This is a genomic window from Methanobacteriaceae archaeon (assembly GCA_030656015.1).
Taxonomy (GTDB): domain Archaea; phylum Methanobacteriota; class Methanobacteria; order Methanobacteriales; family Methanobacteriaceae; genus UBA349.
Window position 1 is genome coordinate 121,589 of the sequence record JAUSNX010000012.1, and the last position, 14,630, is coordinate 136,218.

At 36.9% G+C, this 14,630-nt stretch carries 11 protein-coding genes; 3 read left to right on the plus strand and 8 right to left on the minus strand.

Annotation, left to right across the window (positions count from 1 at the left end; genetic code table 11):
* Window positions 1–69 precede the first annotated feature (69 nt).
* The 4 genes from Q7I96_09085 to polC all read right to left on the minus strand — a co-directional run bounded on the left by Q7I96_09085 (window position 70) and on the right by polC (window position 7,166).
* Window positions 70–543: a nucleoside deaminase gene (locus Q7I96_09085; GenBank protein ID MDO9627761.1), complete on the minus strand. Its 474-nt coding sequence runs from the start codon at window positions 541–543 to the stop codon at window positions 70–72.
* A gap of 12 nt (window positions 544–555) precedes the next feature.
* Window positions 556–1,179, minus strand: coding sequence for a class I SAM-dependent methyltransferase (locus Q7I96_09090; GenBank protein ID MDO9627762.1), 624 nt, complete (start codon window positions 1,177–1,179; stop codon window positions 556–558).
* A gap of 42 nt (window positions 1,180–1,221) precedes the next feature.
* Window positions 1,222–3,534, minus strand: coding sequence for an anaerobic ribonucleoside-triphosphate reductase (nrdD, locus tag Q7I96_09095; protein ID MDO9627763.1), 2,313 nt, complete (start codon window positions 3,532–3,534; stop codon window positions 1,222–1,224).
* A gap of 341 nt (window positions 3,535–3,875) precedes the next feature.
* On the minus strand, window positions 3,876–7,166 hold the full coding sequence (gene polC / locus Q7I96_09100; protein MDO9627764.1) for a DNA polymerase II large subunit: 3,291 nt from the start codon (window positions 7,164–7,166) through the stop codon (window positions 3,876–3,878).
* A 293-nt stretch (window positions 7,167–7,459) separates the two neighbouring features.
* Between polC and Q7I96_09105 the strand changes: the two genes are divergently transcribed.
* From Q7I96_09105 to Q7I96_09115, 3 genes are all read left to right on the plus strand, one after another.
* Window positions 7,460–7,621, plus strand: coding sequence for a preprotein translocase subunit Sec61beta (locus tag Q7I96_09105; GenBank protein ID MDO9627765.1), 162 nt, complete (start codon window positions 7,460–7,462; stop codon window positions 7,619–7,621).
* 116 nt (window positions 7,622–7,737) lie between these two features.
* Entirely contained in the window at window positions 7,738–9,087 is a 1,350-nt protein-coding gene (gene purB, locus Q7I96_09110; protein MDO9627766.1) for an adenylosuccinate lyase, read from the plus strand.
* 232 nt (window positions 9,088–9,319) lie between these two features.
* The gene (locus Q7I96_09115) at window positions 9,320–10,240 is read left to right on the plus strand and encodes a hypothetical protein (GenBank protein ID MDO9627767.1); all 921 of its coding nucleotides are present in this window, start codon (window positions 9,320–9,322) and stop codon (window positions 10,238–10,240) included.
* A gap of 235 nt (window positions 10,241–10,475) precedes the next feature.
* On the opposite strand, the gene Q7I96_09120 is transcribed toward Q7I96_09115, so the two are convergent.
* The 4 genes from Q7I96_09120 to Q7I96_09135 all read right to left on the minus strand — a co-directional run bounded on the left by Q7I96_09120 (window position 10,476) and on the right by Q7I96_09135 (window position 14,462).
* On the minus strand, window positions 10,476–11,138 hold the full coding sequence (locus tag Q7I96_09120) for a transglutaminase domain-containing protein (GenBank protein MDO9627768.1): 663 nt from the start codon (window positions 11,136–11,138) through the stop codon (window positions 10,476–10,478).
* 19 nt (window positions 11,139–11,157) lie between these two features.
* Window positions 11,158–11,499 carry a hypothetical protein gene (locus Q7I96_09125; protein MDO9627769.1) on the minus strand — a complete coding sequence of 114 codons (342 nt, stop codon included), beginning with the start codon at window positions 11,497–11,499 and terminating at the stop codon, window positions 11,158–11,160.
* Window positions 11,500–11,598: 99 nt separating this feature from the next.
* Entirely contained in the window at window positions 11,599–11,745 is a 147-nt protein-coding gene (locus Q7I96_09130; GenBank protein MDO9627770.1) for a YHS domain-containing protein, read from the minus strand.
* A 245-nt stretch (window positions 11,746–11,990) separates the two neighbouring features.
* Window positions 11,991–14,462, minus strand: coding sequence for a heavy metal translocating P-type ATPase (locus tag Q7I96_09135; GenBank protein ID MDO9627771.1), 2,472 nt, complete (start codon window positions 14,460–14,462; stop codon window positions 11,991–11,993).
* Window positions 14,463–14,630: the final 168 nt, after the last annotated feature.

The window sequence follows — 14,630 nt, forward strand, 5'->3', positions numbered from 1 at the left end:
AGAAGAATAATTAATTTTTATTTTTAAATCTCTAAGAGATTTATGAATATCTATAGATTATAATAGAAATCAATCATCCAAATCGGTGGCCCCGCCAACTCGCTCCAATTCCTGGGCCCAAGTATCCTGATTCTCATTAATATAATCCTCCAGAACTTCCCGACACTCATCAAGGCCCAGATTAATCACTTCCACACCATTAGCCTCCAAGAGATCTTCAGCACCCATGAGAGTTGTATTTTCCCCAATAACCACTCTTGGAATTTTATAAAGAAGTACTATACCAGAACACATGGGACATGGAGATAATGTGGTGTAGAGAGTACATTTTTTATAATCAACTCCCTTCAACCGGCCTGCACTTTCCATACAGTGCATTTCCCCGTGCAGAATAACAGAATCATCCTGTAAGAGTCGATTATGGCCCCGGCCCACTATTTTATCATCTTCCACCAGAACCGCTCCGATAGGAATGCCCCCCTCTTTTTGTGATTTTTTGGCCTCTTTAATGGCTTTTTCCATGAAAAAATACTCTTTGTTCAAATATTCACCATCTTAATTTTTTTTCTGAGCAGTAATTACTGTAAACCCACCATCCCCATATCCAATTTTAACCGGCTCAATAACAGTTATATCTTCTGGATTTTTAAATAGTGTCTGGCAAGTTTCAAAATTAGTATAATTCAATTTTTTAAGCCAGTTCATAACATTATTAGGTGAATAAAACTTAGCATGGCGATAAAATCTACTTTTTTTCTTTTTTGATAAATATATCTCGCCTAAAAAACTGTTTTTGTCAATCATCCCCATAATAATATGGCCCTCTGATTTAAGAACTCTTTTTACCTCTTTAAGAGCTTTTAAAGGATTTTGAAGAAAGCAGATAGTGGTTACCATCAAAACAAAATCAAAAGTATTATCTTCAAAGGGGAGATCTTCAGCTAAAGCTTCATAAACTTTTATTCCACGTTTTTGTGCTATTTTTGCCATGGCTTGAGCTGGTTCAACACCCACATTGATACCAAATGGAACTGAAAATCTTCCAGTTCCTACACCTACTTCTAAACCCAGGGCATCCTTTGGAACAAATTTTTTTAAAGCCAGGATTTCAGACTCATAAACCGGTTTGTTGATATCAAACCATCTATCATACTCCTCAGCGGACTCATTAAAAACCATTATATTATTCATGATAATAAAAAAATAAAATAAAATCCGAGATTATCTCTCGAATCGTTTTCGGTCAGATAATTCCTGACGTTTACCCTTATTCCAACCACCAGATGCAGACTTTGCCCGGCCAACTTGCTGGACATAGCCCGTAATCCTATCATACCATTCTACATCGTCCCGTTCTCCACAGGTAGGGCACTGGTCATTAAGGCCCTTCATAAGAGTCTTACATCCTATGCAGAAACTTAAAGCAGAGGAATAGGCCCAGAACCCAATATCTGATTTCTTGGAGATCTTATCAGTGAGGCTCATAAGAGATTCGGCACTGGAGTAGGATTCTCCCATGAAGGCGTGGAATATGTGGCCTCCCGCGGTGAGTTTATGGTAAGGTTCTTCTATCTTTATCTTCTCAGGTAATAGCACATCAGAGTTCACTGGTACGTGGGAAGAGTTGGTGTAATAATAGGCTCCCCTATCTCCCTGAATAACTGCTTTGTCCTTGAATTTTTCCTTATCCAGTGAAGCAAATCTATATGCTGTTGATTCTGCTGGGGTCTGGAGTACAGACCATCTAAGGCCTGTTTCTTTTCTTAGTTTATCGGCCCGTTCATTGATGTGTTCTAAAATCTTTATTCCGAATTTATTGGATTCCCCATTATCAATTCCGTTTCCCATATAGGATTGTAGCATTTCATTTAATCCCACAAAACCAAAGGACAAAGTGGAGTTTTCAATCCGGTAGTACATTTCATCACCGAATTTTTGGTGAAGGAATGGTAAAAGATTGTAATCATTTAAACAAGCCATGGCCTGTTCTCTTCTAAGCATTAATGCCTCTACAGCCATGTCCATATAAGAGTCCAGATAATCAAAGACTTCTGAATCATCCCGGGACTGGTAAGCAATACGTGGTAGGTTTAAGGTTACATATGCCAGGTTTCCGGTTCTAAGACAATCGGTATCCCAGTCTCCTGTCCAATTATCCTGCAAGGCAGTTCTGCACCCCATGTAGTTGGCCATGTCGCCCCGGTAGCTGGCCAGCATATTTACAAAGTAAGCAGTTCCGTATTTGGCCGAAAGCTCATGCACCCGCATGAGATCTTCTTCCATTTCGGATTTTAGGGTCTCTTTCCGGATGTTGTAAATAGTATTAGGGAAGAGGTGAGGTTTTCCATCTGAATCTCCTTCCAATAATGTTTCGGTGAAGGCCCGCTGTAACATTCGAGTTTCTTCTTCAAAGTCCCCGTAAGTTCCCACCAGCTGACCTTTAGGACCGTATGCTGGTTCTTCTTGGAGGAATTTAGGAACATTGAATTCCAGGTTCATGCTGGTAAATGGTACCTGAGATCCCCGAGCTGCGTAGGCCATGTTAAGGTTAAATATAAGCATTTGTACTGCCTGTTTAACCTTTTCATAAGGCAATCCCTTGGCAAATGGTGCTACAAAGACATTCCATAGACTCATGGATTGTCCACCACTCATGTTTTGTTGAGCCGCCAGCATTATTTCACCGGCGTGGTTCATGAGGGTTTCCATGTGTTTTGGAGGTCCAGCCACTGAAGTGTGGTCTCCAGTACCATCTACTTTCAGTCCGTGTTTAATAAATAATCTTAAATCGTGCTGTAGGCAGTTTAATGGTCTGCCAGCGAAGAATTCTAAATCGTGAATGTGTATATCTCCGGACATGTGGGCATCGGCCAAACGGTTAGGCAAAATGTGTACCAGAGCATATTGTTTTAGGGCCTCATCAGCCACGTATTTGTGCACGGTTTCCGGGTTGTGAATCATATTAGCATTATCACGAGAACCGTTTTCAATTAAATTAGTAATGTTATAAACCGGAATCCCAAGCCGAGTGTATTTTCTACGTAAATCTTCCAACCCATTTTCCACCAGCTTGGTATTTACGATTTCCCTTATCATAGGGGCAGTTAAATAATCAACATCCAATTTTTTAAGTTCTTTCCACACATCAGATGCAATTTTATGCGCTACTTTTTCAGATGCTCCAGTTTCCTGAATTAAAGTATTTTCGATCTTTTTTTGATCAAAACCTTCAATTTTATCCCTAGTAGTACGTACTCGAAGTTTATTAGTAGCCAAATATCTATCAGCTGCTGATTCTTTGATTTCTTTAAGATAATCATAAACCAGAATCTTTATTTCGGCTGTAGTTATCCCATCATAGGCCGCGGTGGCCACTTGAGATGCAATTTTTTCGGAAGCCCATAAAGGAGCCCCTACCATAAGGAGGGACTTTACCAGTTTGTCATGGCTGAATTTTTCGTTTACTCCATTATTTTTTAGTACGCAAGTCTCGGCCTTAGTTGGCAAAGCAGCTATTATTCGCGCATCCTTCATCAATATAATCACCCACGTTAAATACCCATTTTATTAAAATTATAATTTCTTTTAATAGACAATTACCCTAGGGAACATAGTTGTTCATAAAAAGCAATATTCACCTTAGATTTAAGTAATCCTCAATCAAAATCTAGATTAACTTTTGTTTAAAGCACTATATAAGTTATTTTATCGTTCGTTTTTTAAGCTCTTAGAGACAAACAAAACTCCCAAATACTTCTCTTCTCATTTTTTTAATAAAATTTAATTAATATTAAAATAAAAAAATGAAAATAAAAAATTTTTAGAAATATTAACAAAGATGATAACTAAATCATTTAAAAAATTATCTGAGTTAATTATAGAAATACATCCAGAGAACTCTGTTTAGATTTATCACTTTCAAATAGCGAATTTATTCCAAATTCTAAAATATCCAACCTCTGCATCAGGTAAGGATCAATTGGGTAACGATTAGCCAGTTCTCTGGAAATTTCCCGGTATTTCACTACAGATCCTTTAGAAACACTCAATATGAGATTAGAACCACATTTACACTCACCAGTGAGCGGTATACGTCGATATTTAGAATTACATTTAGTGCATCTTACCTTCTGCCGGGAAAAGGCCCGGGTATTTCCCATCATATCTGGCAAAAAGTGAGAAGTGAGTACTCCTTCCACCACTCCTCTTTGATCCACGGCCCTTATCCTCTCAGCAATTTGAATTTGAGCCTCTACCTTTTCTTTCATAGTAGGTAAGGTTTTATAGAGACATACTTTTGGTCCGGCATGAATACTGGAAGTATTATGGGAAAACATTATTCCTTCATATTGGCCCGGAGTACCCAACCGATTTTTCACATTATCTATTAAATCCAGAACATCAGAAGGTTTGGCATGTTCTTGAGCCTTTTGATAGAACTCTAAGGGGAATGATTCCATAGCATCAATATTGTGCGATTCATCATCTATTTCTTCAGGATCTATACGGGAAGATAGAACCAGTGGAGCATCCATACTTCCTCCCCGAGTGCTGGGCAAGTATGATTTAGAGAAATTCAATAAAGCATCCATTAAAAGCATGATAGAATCTTCATCACTGTCACAGTTTCTCCGCTTAGCAGAATGGAAGAAAGGATGAGCATAACAGGCCGCAGCCTTGGTAAATCCAACCACACGACCCAATACTCCGGCAGAGGTGTGAGGGGCCAGCCCAACAACTAGATGGCCAACCAGTTCTTTGCTTTGTTTTACATTGTAAAAACGTTCCAGCCCGTAAAAATTCGCTAAAAGGTCATCAATAAAACCAGCCACTCCTAGAAGATACTGGCCACAGTGTTCAGATACTACTACATCCTGAACCTTTAATTCTAATATTTGGTCTTCTTCTTCCAGTGCCACCCCATAGCAGTCTTTTTCATATCCCATTTCCTTTAATTTCGCAACATCTACTCCCACTTCTTTAGGAGTGAAATGAGTTAAAGGCAGATCAGTGGAATCATGACGTATAGTAGCATCTTTAAAGGTGAAAACTTCGTTTTTAGCCCTTAAAATTCCTTTTTCCAAAGGTTCTGGGAACTTATCCTCGGATATCATCCCTATAACTCCTTTTATTTCATCCATCTTACGTACACCCACATTTTCCGAGGCTTTTTTAAGAAGTCCAGCTATATTAATCTTCTTCTTTCCAGGTTGGGCCAGCTCAGTAGGTGACCCACAATGAGGACATATAGATTGGAATGAACTTATTTGACATTCGGTACATTTAGAACGGGCCAGTTCTACAGTTATACTACCTTTTTTAGCAGCTTCCACAATATTTCGGCGAGTTCCACCATTATTGCCAATAGGGAAAAGGGAATGAGGTGCTGGTTTCATTTTCCGTTCTTTGGTTTTTTCCGGCCTTCCCACCCTGGTTCCAATATAGGTAGGGGCTTGGGCCATAATTTCCACTGGAGCAGCTTCATTAACTGCTTTTAATGTATTTTCCAGGGTTTCATCCAATGGATTTGGAAGAGTTTTAATCAACACGTAGGCCTCTTCAGGAGCAATAATCACTTGAGAGTCCATCATAATATGAGGAACACCAATGACTTCTAGAATCCTTTTTTGAGGAGACATATCTAGTTTTAATTCATCTCCATTATGGTATTCATCAATTTTAGTAAATATCCATTCACGTAGTAGATTTAAATCTTTTATAGATACATCATGATAAAAGTAAGTGTATTCCGGATGCAAAGGTACTTCATAGTCTTCTGATATCTTAAATGCTTCCTCAGCAGTTATTTTTTTCATTAGCAGCGTTTTTAAATCTAGGGGATCTTTTTGCAGGTCGTATTTTTCAGCAGATTCAATGGTTTTAACCCACCATTCTTCACACCAGGCCGAAGGTAGTAAAACATGGTTATTTCTTAAAAATTCACCGAAAGCCACCAGCATATCGCCCAAAAATAAAACCTCATCTACTTGAGGCCTTAATTTACGTGCTTCTGCCGTAGTGGATATTTTAATTACATTTCCATTTTTTAATTTAACAATAGGTCCATCTATGGTATCCACCGGAACCACACAGGTACCTTTTCCAGGTCTTTCTATTTTCATCTGAGTTCCTACTGCCAGAAACTCTAGAAGTTCCATAGTGGCCGGGCTGACACCCATTGCCGCCAGCCCAGTATTTCGAGATCTTCCATATCTAAGTCGGAATGCTCCTTTCTCTGAAGGATTGGCCAGCACCGGTCTTCCACCAATAATATCCTGAATATACTTATAATCTGCTTTGATCTCGGTTTCTTCATCGTCTTTTTTAGCTGGTGCTTTTGAAAATTGTGCTAACCAATCCCAACCTTCTAAATTCAATATTTTGGCATATTTAAGTACTTTAGGTGCTTTCTGAATAATACCTTCCACCATAGCCAGTAAAGCCCCGCCCCGTATGTTATTGGTTTCTACTCGCTCCAAGTCCCGGTGGGATACTTCAATTTTATCAGTAGGTTCCCCAGTAACTTCTACAGGGATACTACGGGCGGCTAAACGTACTTCGTCAGGTTTAGGAGAATATTGTAGATTAGTTACTTCTGATTCATATAATTCCACTTCTTCCACATATCGTTCTATTTCAGCATCAATAGGTACATAAGGAGCTAAATCAATAGCCCATCGAATATAATCTCCTATTAAAACTGCTAGAGCCGCCGCAGTACCTCCTGCACTTCTAATTGGACCGGCAAAGTAAACTGCAAAATAATTACTACGGTCAAAATTCTGTTTAATTCTTACTTTGGCTATTCCTTCCAGTGGTGCAGCCACCACTCCTTCCGTAAGAATGGCCAGAGCCGTACGAAGAGCCTGGTCAGCCATAACTTCCCTCTGGGCCAGTTCATCCTCTTTACTGTTTTCGTCCAAGGGGGCTGACGCAATCTCGGCAGCTATTTTGAATGCTGCTTCCTCCCGGCTGGATTTTTCTTCCAGAAATTTAATTCTCTCTGCAATGCCTTCTGGACCTACCAGCCCCTCTACTCTTTCAGCTAAATCCTTGGCCAGAGGTATTTCTGTTTCAGTTTCCACATCTAGCCCCTTTGAGCGAGCCTCACCTGCTATTTTGTAGAGTTTTTTGGTTTCTGATTCTAATTCTTCGAAATAGTCCATTAACATCCCTTTGAGTTTGATTATAAGTATTTAAGTTATTATTAAGCCTTTTTAAAAAATAAAAAATATAAATATAATTGCAAGTTTTGCTTTAAAATATTATTGTACAAACAGATATTTAATGATTTTTTTAAACGCAAAAATTCTTTAAACGAAAATAATTATAAATTATTAATTAATAATTTTATTAAACATTTAAAAACAAATAATCATTAACTATTTAACAGTATAAATTTCATAATTAATTAAACAGAGAATTAAAATTACATTTATATATTATCATCGGTGATATTATGGGAAAAAAAGATAAAAAAAGCCTTCCACCAAGTGGTGCCGGGCTGGTAAGATACTTTGAAGATGAAACAAGAGGCCCTAAGATGAGTCCAGAGCAAGTAGTTGCTATGACCATTATTCTGGCTATTTTCTGTCTGGCTCTTCGTTTTTCAACTAGTTAAACAGATCAAATTTAAACATATAAATAATTAAATTTATTTTTAAGGTCTATTTTTTATTGCATTTTAAAATTAATATAGTTAGATTTATTTGAATTATAAACTACGGAGTGATTTTTATGGCTATTCACCCTATTGAATTTCGTTATGGAACTCCTGAAATGAAAAGCGTTTGGGAATCTGAAAATAAACTACAAAAAATGCTGGATATTGAATCTGCCCTGGCCCAGGCCGAAGCTGAGATGGGAATGATTCCTACCGAATATGCGGTAGAAATAAAAAAAAAAGCTAATACTCAAATCGTAACTCTGGAAAGAGTGAATGAAATAGAAAGGGCAACTAATCACGACATTGCTTCTATTGTAAAGGCCTTAGCTGAACAGTGCGAAGGGGATGCTGGAGAATATGTCCATTTTGGGGCTACTTCCAATGATATCGTTGACAGTTCTAACTCACTCTTATTTAAAGAATCCATGAAAATTCTAAGAGAAAAAATGGTTAGATTTACCCAGCTTCTTTTAAAATTAGCTGATGAAAACAAAGAAAACGTTTGTATAGGTCGAACTCACGGCCAACACGCATTGCCTACTACTTATGGTATGAAATTTGCCTTGTGGGCTGATGAAATGCATCGCCAAATCGAAAGGCTCGATTTCTGTCAAAAACGTCTATGTGTGGGTATGATGACTGGTGCCGTGGGAACCACTGCTGCTCTGGGTGAAGAAGGTCTGCAAATACACGAGAAAGTATCTGAAATTTTAGGCCTGGAAGCAGTTTCCATATCTAACCAAGTTGTTCAAAGGGACAATCATGCAGAATTCATGATGGTCATGGCCAATCTGGCCACTACCCTGGATAAAATAGCTCTGGAAGTAAGAAATCTGCAAAGAACTGAGATAATGGAATTGGGAGAAAACTTCGACCCTGAAAAACAGGTGGGAAGTAGTACCATGCCTCATAAAATGAACCCTATCACTGCTGAGAGAATTTGTGGTGTTTCAAGAGTGGTTAGATCCTATGTAGTAGCGGCCATGGAAAATAATCCATTATGGCATGAGCGGGATTTGACAAATTCTTCCTGTGAGCGAATAATCTTCCCTGAGGCATGTATCTTAACCGATTACATACTTAATCTCTCTCTAAAACTGATGGGAAATTTGGTTTTCTATCCTGAAAACATTGAAAATAACCTTAATTTAACCAATGGTTTAATTATGGCCGAACGATTAATGGCCGAGCTTACTCGGAAGGGAATGGGCCGCCAAACTGCTTATGGATTAGTTAGAGAGTGTGCCATAAAAGCTAATAAAGAACAAAAGCTTTTATCAGATGTTATCCTGGCCAGAAGTGAATTAGAAGGTTACTTGACTCCAGAAGATGTGGAAGAAATTATGGACCCTCACACTTACATTGGCTCTGCTGTTTTAAGTGTGGAAAAAATAATTAAGCTCTCTGAAGACTGGTTTTAAATATTTAGACTTTAAAAATTCTAAATATATTTAAAAAAAGTTTTTAAGTTTAATTAATGTTTTTTTCTTTTTAAAGCCTTTTTAATCTATTAATTTCTATTTTTTAGCATTTTCCTTGATTTTTATTTTTTACTAATTCTAATTACAAAATTGTACATTTTATTAAATAAATATAAAAGTTAATTAACCTCTTCCAACAGAATAATTGACAGTACCTGGGAGGTGCTTTTAAATGAGTGACATGAAAGAATTAAAATCTATAAAAATTGTCCCTTATACACTCATGAATTCTTCTTTGAGTGCCGTATGGGGCCTATTGTTTGCAATAATATTGTTGATATTTGCTGGAGCATTTTCAGCAGTGCTACCATCCGAATTGTCTTCATTTTCCGGATTCTTGTTAGGTCTGGGCGTAGCAGGGCTAGTTGTATTTCCAGTTGGTTCGTTCCTTTTAAGTATAACACAGTCTTTCCTTTATGCGCTAATTTATAATTTAATGGTCCCTAAATTAGGTGGGATACAAATAGAATTAGCCGACATGAAAGAAATCACCAAAGCTGGAGTTATTCCCTTTGCATTAATAGTCGCCGCAGTAACCGCTGTTTTCCAGTTTGTAATCCAGCTGGTATTTGTTCCTCTACAATACTTATCTATAGGGTTTATTGGGTCTATGGTCAAAACCATTGCCGCCACAACTAACAGTACTATGCCTGTAGCATCCATGGGATCTTTAGGAGGATTTAGTGCATTGGGGGCTATTTTAAACATTATTTTAACTCCAATAATAACCTTCATAATGGTTTTCATTGGAGCAGTTATTTTAGCCGCGCTTTACAACTTACTTGCACCTAAATTAGGTGGAATAAAAATAGGATTAAGTGAAAAAGCTCACGGATTCTTAGGAATTGAAAGTATCAGTCCAGTAGCATTAGGTCTTATTGGTGGAGCTATAGCCGCAGTTTTTGGAATTATTATTGGAATATTATTCTTAATAATTCTAGCAATAGCAGGTTCTGCCCTAGCTGGTTTAGTATTGCTATTTGTTTATGCTATAGGTGGATTTATAGTAATATTCATTGCCTACGCATTAACTGCAGTGTTCTATAACTTCCTAGCACCTAAAATCGGCGGATTCGAAATAAAATTAGAATAATTAGAATAAATTTCTAATATTTTTTATTTCTAATTCTTATATTTTTTTATTTTTACATTAAAAAGATTCAAAATAAATATTTTTAGATTAAACTATTTTTAAGAAATTTTTTTAAAAGTGAATTATAAAATATAATTAAACCAACATTAAATTGTTAATTAATATTTATTAGTCAATATGCTTGTAAAAATTAAAAAAATTAGTAATAATAAAATATCAAAAAGTTATTTTTGAATTAAAAAAGCCATTTAGGATTGTATTCAACGTCCTTGACTCCATTGACACAAACTAGAGAACCAATGGGTCGTTTAATTCCATGGTGAGTAACTGCTACCACATCATAATTAACCCAGTTTCCATAATCCCTACCTTTAATCTGGAGCCAAACATGGCCATACCATTGTTTATCCCCACATTTAACTCTTCCATGTGCATAACGGACATCATATCCCATGTCTTCCAGAACTGGGCGTATAAGCTGAGCATAGTCCGTACAATTAATTCCTAAACCTTTTCTAAGACGAGTTAGGGCCATTTTATTGTCAAATTTATCATTATAATAGTACTTATATTCCCCATGATTAGCTATGGCTTTATAAAGATCTTTAGCATCGTTAAATTTTTTATCAAGCGCTTCTTCCAATTTTATCCAAGAAGCAGATTTTTTTCGGCCCAATGAAGGTTTTACTATTTCCATATCTTCATCTAATCGGACTGATTTCGGATTCCTGCCTTTGCTTTTTATAAAAAGATCTACTCTTCGCATCATGTCTTCATACTGTCTTTTGCCTATTTTAGAACCATTTAAAGTAACATATTTAGGTTTTCTGCCCCTTTCCATTTGAAATTGCATTATACGAATGCTCATGTCCTGGTAATCTTTATAAGATATGATCATTGAATCCCCTCACAGGTGGTTAAGCCACATCTTCTTCAATTTCAGATTCTTCTTCCAGTATTTTCTCTTTATTTTCAGTTTTAGGCTTTATTTCACTTTTAAGGCCAGATTCACTCTCTAATTTTGGTTCTGGTTGTTCAGTGGTAGTTTTAACGGCTTTTTCTGCTTCATCACTTGATTTTTCTGATTCTGACGAAGCCTTACTCAAACCCTTATGAGATATAAATCCAGCTATGCCGCCAGCTGCAGCTGCAGCTATCTCATTTTGGCCTTTATACATCCCCATGAGAGAAATTAGTGTCAAACATAATATTGCTACTGTTTCTACCGCCACTATATATACATTACTAGGATTTGCCATTTTATCGCCCCTGATATCAATAATAAAGTAATAAATTAACTTACATGTGTAAATTAGATTAATATAAAAATTTAAATGTCATTAAATATTTAATTGTGCTTATTTTTCTGTGTATTTCTCAGGATTATCTTCAAATGTTTTTTTACATCCCGGAGCGCAGAAATAATATTTTTTCCCTTCATATTCACTCACAAATTTGGCCGATTTCTCGTCCACTTCCATGTTGCATATAGGATCTACTGCCATTTTTACACCATATAATAGTATATTTAAAAAAGTATTAAAGTTTTTATATTAATAGACCATGTTTTTTGAAAAAATTTAAATTTCCCATGAAATTTATAAATAGATTAAAAATTAATTAGTTTTAAATTAATTAAAAATACTATAAAAATAAAATAAGTTTTCTATTATCAAATTAAAAAGATAGATGATAATTAAATAAGTAGTTCTATTAAATCCTAATTTAATAGAAGCTACCTACAAATATATTAATCATCTGTATTTTTAGAAGTCATGGCAAGCTTCTTAGCATCAGGAACATATCCTTTTAACAGTAAAGATAAGGAAACCACTGTAACCGAACTCAGAGCCATGGCCAAACCTGCGTATTCGGGCCTAAATGTTATTCCAAAGCTTGGATAAAGTAATCCAGCTGCAACTGGAATCAGAATAATGTTATATGCAAAAGCCCAGAAAATATTAAGCTTAATTCTACCCATGACCTTTTTTGAAAGCTGTATACTCGCGACAGCATCTATAGGTTCGTTATTTATGAGAACAATTTCTCCACTTTCTATGGCCACATCAGTACCACTACCAATAGCAATTCCTACATCGGCCTGGGCCAGTGCTGGAGCATCGTTAATTCCGTCACCAATAAAAGCCACTTTTTTACCTTCAGATTGAATTTTAGAAACTTCTTGGGCTTTTTCATAAGGCAGAACCTCCGAAAGAACCTTACTAATTCCAATCTGATTGGCTACTGCTTGAGCTGTTTTTGAATTATCCCCGGTGATCATTACTGTTTCCAATCCCATATTATTGAATTCCCGAATCGCTAATGCCGTAGTTTTCTTAATGGTGTCCGCCACCGCAATTAAGCCTATTATTTTATGGTTTTGACCTATGATTATAGTGGTTTTTCCATCATTTTCCAAATTAGAAAGTGATTCTTCCGCTTTAATGTCCAGAACAATATCTTTATCAGCAAAAAGAGCACGGTTCCCAATTAAAATTTCATGATTATCTACCTTAGCAATTACTCCTTTTCCACCAATGGTATCAAATTTTGTAGTTTCTTTTAATTCCATACCTTCCTGGCGAGATTTAATTAGAATGGCTTCTGCAATAGGGTGCTGAGAATTACGTTCCACACTGGCCGCCCAGAGAAGAACTTCTTCTTCAGTCACACTATTTCCATCACTTTCATTAAATACCACAATATCAGTCACTTCAGGACTTCCCTGGGTCAAAGTGCCTGTTTTATCAAAGATAACCGTGTTTATTTGTTCTGATACCTCCAGGGATTCTCCTTCCTTAATTAAAATTCCCAATTCGGCTCCTCTTCCAATTCCCACCGTGACTGCCGTGGGAGTGGCCAGTCCTAAAGCACAGGGGCAGGCCACCACCAGAATAGAAATTAATACTGTAAGGCCAAAGAGTAAGGTAGAGCCCATTAAGAAGTACCACACTACAAATGACACTATGGCTACTGTAAGTACAGTAGGAATAAAATAAGTCACTGCTTTATCAGCAATCCTCTGAACCGGTGGTTTTGAACCTTGAGCCTGATCTACCAGACTTATGATCTGGGATAAAACTGTATCTTTACCTATCCTAGTAGTTTTGAATTTTAAAACACCATTTTTATTAAGGGTTCCTCCTACCACTTCTTTTCCTTTATTTTTGAAGACAGGGATCGGTTCACCAGTGATCATTGATTCATCCACGTAGCTTTCACCATCAAAAACCTTACCATCCGCTGGTATCTTTTCACCAGGTTTTACCAGGATTAAATCACCTAACTGGATATCCTGGATTGGAACTTCCCTTTCTTCACCATCCTGAATCAAAATAGCATTCTGGGGCTGCAGGCCAATTAATTTTTTTATGGCCGTAGAAGTCCTACCCTTGGCCCGGGCTTCCAGATACCTTCCCAGAGTTAAAAAGGCCGCCAGCATTAAAGCAGTCTCATAGAACATAAATTCCGGAGTTAGTATTATATTGAAAGTGCCCAGTAAACTGGAAACAAAAGCCACCCCAATACCCAGCGAATACATCACATCCATGTCCAGGGTTCGGTTTTGCAGTGCCCGGGAAGCCGCAGAGAAAATAGGGTAACTTACATAGATAAAGGGAATAATAGAAACTACCAGCATGAAATAAGGCATGTAAAAAGGTGCAGGAATCCCTAAAAGCATCATGGCCATTAAAGGGAGAGATACTCCAAAACCTACAATAATCCGGTACTTTTTAGATCTCAAATCTTTCTGGCGTATTTCTTCCTCCAATTCCTGACTTTCTTCCCCTTCTAAACCCAGAAATTGATATCCTAAATCTTCAATAGCATTTTTCATGTCCTCAATAGAAACCTGGTCATTTTTATAAGTCACATAGGCCTTTTCAGCACCCAGATTGACCGTTACTTCACTTATTCCATCGAGTTTAGTTAATACATCTTCAATGGCCTTAACACAGATGGCACAAGTCATTCCGCCTATTTTTAGAACGGCCTTGTCCTTTAGTACCACATAACCTGCATCTTCCACCGCTTTTTCCATCTGCCCCACACCCAGCTTTTCCGGGTCGTATTCTATGGTGGCTTTTTCCGTGGCCAGATTCACTTGAGCTTCCTGTACTCCTTCCAAATTATCCAAAGATTTTTCAATTTTAATGGCACAGGACGCACATCCCATTCCAGATATTTTAATATCAGTCTTCTTTTTGGGTTTTTCTGGCATTTTTAGTCTCCACAAGATTTGAACATGAATTAAATCATTCAAATTATAATTTAGTTAATATATGTAAATTATTTTTTATCAATAAGCTCACCATATTACTCATATGCTTCAGTATTACCATAATATACACCCATAATGAGTTTACAGCATAAGCTCGCGAATATGAAT

Excerpts from the sequence above, each read along its gene's own strand:
- Q7I96_09105 (MDO9627765.1), top strand. The coding sequence starts at position 7,460 with ATGGGAAAAAAAGATAAAAAAAGCCTTCCACCAAGTGGTGCCGGGCTG.
- polC (MDO9627764.1), bottom strand. The coding sequence starts at position 7,166 with ATGGACTATTTCGAAGAATTAGAATCAGAAACCAAAAAACTCTACAAA.
- Q7I96_09090 (MDO9627762.1), bottom strand. The coding sequence starts at position 1,179 with ATGGTTTTTAATGAGTCCGCTGAGGAGTATGATAGATGGTTTGATATC.
- nrdD (MDO9627763.1), bottom strand. The coding sequence starts at position 3,534 with ATGAAGGATGCGCGAATAATAGCTGCTTTGCCAACTAAGGCCGAGACT.
- Q7I96_09125 (MDO9627769.1), bottom strand. The coding sequence starts at position 11,499 with ATGGCAAATCCTAGTAATGTATATATAGTGGCGGTAGAAACAGTAGCA.
- Q7I96_09130 (MDO9627770.1), bottom strand. The coding sequence starts at position 11,745 with ATGGCAGTAGATCCTATATGCAACATGGAAGTGGACGAGAAATCGGCC.
- Q7I96_09120 (MDO9627768.1), bottom strand. The coding sequence starts at position 11,138 with ATGATCATATCTTATAAAGATTACCAGGACATGAGCATTCGTATAATG.
- Q7I96_09135 (MDO9627771.1), bottom strand. The coding sequence starts at position 14,462 with ATGCCAGAAAAACCCAAAAAGAAGACTGATATTAAAATATCTGGAATG.
- purB (MDO9627766.1), top strand. The coding sequence starts at position 7,738 with ATGGCTATTCACCCTATTGAATTTCGTTATGGAACTCCTGAAATGAAA.
- Q7I96_09115 (MDO9627767.1), top strand. The coding sequence starts at position 9,320 with ATGAGTGACATGAAAGAATTAAAATCTATAAAAATTGTCCCTTATACA.